This window comes from Mycobacterium sp. TH-M116 (assembly GCF_057473685.1).
Window position 1 is genome coordinate 1 of sequence record NZ_JBYCLC010000137.1, and the last position, 4,662, is coordinate 4,662.

Genomic DNA, 4,662 nt, shown 5'->3' on the forward strand with positions numbered 1-4,662 from the left:
CCATGAGACTGGTAGCTCGGATTCAAGTTTTTTCCAGCTGCGCTGTCATAAAATCTGGTGTCCGGCCGTCGTGATGCTTCCGATCGCAGCCTTCTCATAACCTGGGAGGCCCGTCACCGGCAGCAGGGGGGACGTTGTGGAGGGGAAGGACACCAGCGGGCATGAGTTTCCTGACGTCACCACCCGAGATCAACTCGCTGCGGATGTATTCCGGAGCGGGTTCGGGACCGCTGCGGGCCGCGGCGGCGGCCTGGAACGGGTTGGCCGGTGAGCTAGGTTCGGCGGCCCAATCGTTCTCGTCGATCACCGGTGGTCTGGCCGGCCAGGCGTGGCAGGGGCCCTCCTCTGCGGCGATGATCGCAGTCGCGGGCCGGTACACGAATGTCCTCACCGCCGCCTCCGCCCACGCGCAGGGTGCTGCCGCTTCCGCGCAGGCGGTAGCCGGTGAGTTCGAAGCGGCGCTTTCGGCAGTCGTGCATCCCGCGCTGGTCGACACCAACCGCAATCAGTTGATGCAGCTGGTTAACTCCAACCTGTTCGGGCAGAACGCCCCGGCCATCGCGGCCATGGAAGCCGAGTACGAGGCGATGTGGGCCAAGGACGTGGCGGCGATGGTCGGCTACCACGGTGGCGTGTCCGCGGCTGTGGCGCAACTGCCGACCTGGCAGGCGGCGCTGCAGGGCGCGTCGAACCAGTTGAGCGGTGCGGTGGCGGCCGGCCCGGTCGGCTCGGCGCTGAGCTCGTTGACCTCGGCGATCAACAGCGCCTCGGTGGGCGGGACATTCACCGGCGCCGAACAGAACGTCGGTGCCGCGGTCGGCCAGATCCGCTCCGACATCATCGGGGCCATCAACACACCGACCGAAATGCTGTTCGGCCGTCCGCTGATCGGCACGGGGGTGAGTGGGGCGTCCGGCAGCGCCGCCAGCACCAGCGCCACCGGCGCCACCAGCACCAGCACCAACGCAACCGTTCCGCTGACCATGGTGAACAAGACCGAGCCGGTGGTGTACGCCTCCGTCGGCGACGGAGCGAGCATTCCTCTGTTGGTCGACACCGGCTCCACCGGCCTGGTTGTGCCTTTCCAGGATGTCGGCGGATTCTTCGGTTTGCTGACCCAGGGGTTGCCCAGCGGATTCGGTGTCGGCGGCTACAGCGGCGGATTGGACTACCTCTACGCGACCTACAACATGCCGGTGAATTTCGGCGGCGGGGTTGCGACCAACCCGACCCCCGTCGACGTGGAGCTTTTCGCCTGGCCGACGACGCTGCAAGGATTGGTGACGTACGGCTTCTCGTTCCCGTCCTACTTCGCGCCCGACGGCGTGTCCGGCGTCCTGGGGATCGGCCCCAACGCGGGGGGCCCGGGCCCCAGCATTGCGACCCAGTCGTTCGCGAACTCATCGTGGGACCAGGGTGTTCTCATCAACGAACGGGCGAACCAGTTGGTCTTCGGGCCGGCGCCGACAAGTTACGGCAGCGGTGTCACGCTGACCGGATCGCCGGTCACCGACCTCACCGTGAACGTCGGCGGTACCACCTTCGACAACGTCCCGTCGATCGTCGACTCCGGTGGCGTGGAAGGCACCTTCCCGACCTCTGTCCTCGGGAACCCGGCGACGGGAACGGAGATCACGGTCGATAGCGCCTCGGGTCAGCCGCTGTACTCCTACACCTATGAAGGCGGCGCCAACGCGTACTACCCGACGGTCATCTCCAGCGGGTTGATGAACACCGGTTACGCCCCCTTCTCGCTGTTCCCGACCTACATCAACAACAGCGCCGACACCACCACCATCTACACCGGCGCGTGAGGTCTGTAGCCCGCCCTGGTGGGCGAACCAGGGTGGCGCGCGGCAACCCCTCGGCCACATCGTCGGTTGTCGCGGCCACCCTGCGCACGGTGTCGCTGAACCGTACCGACTCGATCCAGCCCATGTCCGCCGTCCGCCCCGGGCCACCTCCTGGATGGCCCGCTGGACCAGGGGAGCAGCCTCTGCGAGGGTGCGTTGCCCATCCCCGTCCAGGCCCCGTCGAGGTCGTCGCGGAACCGGTCCCATGTCGCGTTGACTGGCCCCGTTGATGGCGTTGCGCGCCTGGGGCCGGTTGAGGGTGAGGGTGGCGGGTGGTCGTCCAGTTTCATCGATCGATGAGCGAGCCGAGCACACTGCCGATGAGCCCCGGTGGCACGTTGCCGGGTTCGACGAGTTCTTCGATGGCCAGGCCGTTGTTCAGCGCGAGCAGAAGCAGTCCGATCAGGTCCGCCGACAGTGACGACCTGAGCCCGAGTGAACTCGCGACTCCCTCGATGGCGGCCGCCAGTGACGCGCGAACGACTCGTCGATGTTCGACGAAACGCGCACCGACCACGGGGTCGCGCACGGCCCGCGACCAGTAGTCCAGGAAGAGCAGTTGCCATTCGCGGTTCTCGCCAATTCCCCGGATCAGGCGCTCGCCCACGGTGATCAGCGCATGCTGCCCGTCGCCGGGAAGGTCGCTCATCGCCTCGGTGGCCAGCCGAATACGCAGCTCGATCTGCTGGTCCATCAACGCGAAGAACAGGTCGTCCTTGGATCCGAAGTTCGAATAGACCGCACCCTTGGTGAACCCGGCGGCGTCGGCGATCGCATCGATGCTGGCTCCGGCGAACCCGTACCTGGAGAACGTCGAGGCGGCCGCGTCGAGGATGCGCGCGCGGACTTCGCTGCGCTTGGGCCTCGACTGGACCGCTTTGACTTCGGGCATCACGGGTACGATACTCGCCAGTATCCAATACTGACGAGTATCGAGGAGTCTGTGTGCCCGATTACGACCTCGTCCTTCGCGGTGGAACCGTGTACGACGGAACAGCGAATGCGATCCCGACGCGTGCTGACGTGGGTGTGCGCGACGGCATCGTGGTCACGCTGAGCGCATCGCCGCTGCCGGAGAGTCGGCGCACGATCGACGCCACCGGCAAATGGGTCATGCCAGGGATGATCGACGTCCACACCCACTACGACGCCGAGGTGCTGACCCACCCCGGGCTGTCCGAATCGGTGCGCCACGGTGTCACGTCGGTGGTGATCGGCAACTGCTCGTTGTCGACGGTGTACTGCGACGCCGACGACTGCGCCGACATGTTCGCCCGGGTTGAGGCCTTGCCATGGGACACCGTCCACTCTGCGGTCAAAGAGCACCAGAGCTGGGACGGGCCGCGCGCCTACGTCGATGCGCTGGAAGCCCGTCCCCTGGGGCAAAACGTCGCGGCGTTCATCGGCCATTCCGACATCCGGGTCGCGGCAATGGGATTGGAGCGTTCGGTCACCAAAGGAGAGAACCCCACGGTTGGGGAGCTCGACGCGATGCGCGACATGCTCTCCGACGCGCTCGACGAAGGATTCGTCGGATTGTCGACCATCAGGAGCACGTTTTCGAAGCTGGAGGGGACGCGCTTTCCGGCGCGGCAACTGCCCTCGACATACGCCGGCTGGCGGGAGTACCGGATGCTCAACGCCCTACTGCGCCAAAGCGATCGGGTACACCAGAGTACTCCGAACTTGACCAGCCGTGCCGAGACGGCGCTCTTTTTCGCCCAGAGCGCGGGACGGCCCCTGGGACGCCGCCCGCTGAAGACCACCCTGATCTCGGCCGCCGACATCAAAGCCGACCGGAGCGTGTGGCGGTTGACCACAACCGCGGCAAAATTGTTCAACAACGTACTCGGCGCGGACTTCCGGTGGCAGCACCTCCCGGTGCCCTTCGAGCTGTACGCCGACGGCATCGACCTGGTTGTGTTCGAGGAATTCGGTTCCGGTGCAACAGCATTGAATATCCGCGACGAACTTGGCCGTGGCAAGCTCCTCGCGGACGAGAGCTATCGGCGGGCCTTCCGCAAGGACCTGGCCAAGCGGTTCGGCTCCCGGGTCTGGCACCGCGACCTCAACGGTGCGCAGATCGTCGCCTGCCCGGACCCAGCCGTGATCGGCTTGTCGTTCGGCGACGTCGGCGAAATGCGCGGGATCACACCGGGCGACGCACTGCTCGACCTCGCCGTGGAGCACGGGCGAGCGTTGCGCTGGCGCACCACCATCGCCAATGACCGCGCCGAGGTCCTCGACCGGCTCGCGCTGTCCCCTGATGTCCAGATCGGCTTCTCCGACTCCGGCGCACACCTGCGCAACATGGCGTTCTACAACTTCGGCCTGCGCATGCTCGAGCGTGTTCACCATCGCGGCTTCATGCCGCTCGCCAAGGCGATCCACCGGCTGACCGGCGAACTGGCCGATTGGTACGGACTGGATGCCGGCCGGCTCGGCGTCGGCAGCCGCGCCGACATCGCCGTCGTCGACCCCGCCGGCTTCGACGGCTCCAGCGGCCGCTACGCCGAGGCGCCCGCACCGGGACTCGGCGACCTCAACCGGATGGTCAACCGCAACGAAGGTGCGATCTCGGCAACCATCGTCAACGGCCATGTCGTCTACCAGGATGGCGAGTTCGCCGACGGATTCGGAACGACCCTGCACGCCGGAACATTCCTACGCGCCGGCCGGCGCGATCGCCGCCCGGTCACCGCGTAACGCATACCCTGGCTCGCGTGGCCGAACCGACCGTCCAGGAGCTGCGCGAACGCCTCGACGGCCTGACCGTCCGCGACGCCGCACGCCTGGGCCGGCGCCTGAA

3 protein-coding genes and 1 pseudogene are annotated in these 4,662 nt (G+C 66.7%); 2 read left to right on the plus strand and 2 right to left on the minus strand.

Going from position 1 to position 4,662, the window contains the following annotated elements; genetic code table 11:
- The first annotated feature begins 161 nt into the window (after positions 1–161).
- Positions 162–1,814: a PecA family PE domain-processing aspartic protease gene (locus AC2VOK_RS06545; protein WP_428899757.1), complete on the plus strand. Its 1,653-nt coding sequence runs from the start codon at positions 162–164 to the stop codon at positions 1,812–1,814.
- Here AC2VOK_RS06545 and AC2VOK_RS06550 read toward each other — a convergent pair.
- Positions 1,771–2,009: pseudogene (locus AC2VOK_RS06550) on the minus strand (hypothetical protein); the annotation flags it as partial. The gene AC2VOK_RS06545 and the pseudogene AC2VOK_RS06550 sit on opposite strands and share 44 nt — an antisense overlap.
- Before the next feature lie 130 nt (positions 2,010–2,139).
- A complete protein-coding gene (locus AC2VOK_RS06555; protein ID WP_428899758.1) occupies positions 2,140–2,745 on the minus strand; it encodes a TetR/AcrR family transcriptional regulator in 606 nt (201 codons plus the stop codon).
- A gap of 53 nt (positions 2,746–2,798) precedes the next feature.
- On the opposite strand from AC2VOK_RS06555, the gene AC2VOK_RS06560 reads away from it, so the two are divergent.
- On the plus strand, positions 2,799–4,559 hold the full coding sequence (locus AC2VOK_RS06560; protein WP_428899759.1) for an N-acyl-D-amino-acid deacylase family protein: 1,761 nt from the start codon (positions 2,799–2,801) through the stop codon (positions 4,557–4,559).
- The last annotated feature ends 103 nt before the right edge of the window (positions 4,560–4,662 follow it).

What these genes read in the sequence shown, in the direction of transcription:
- AC2VOK_RS06545 (WP_428899757.1), top strand. Translation starts at nt 162, where the DNA reads ATGAGTTTCCTGACGTCACCACCCGAGATCAACTCGCTGCGGATGTAT.
- AC2VOK_RS06555 (WP_428899758.1), bottom strand. Translation starts at nt 2,745, where the DNA reads ATGCCCGAAGTCAAAGCGGTCCAGTCGAGGCCCAAGCGCAGCGAAGTC.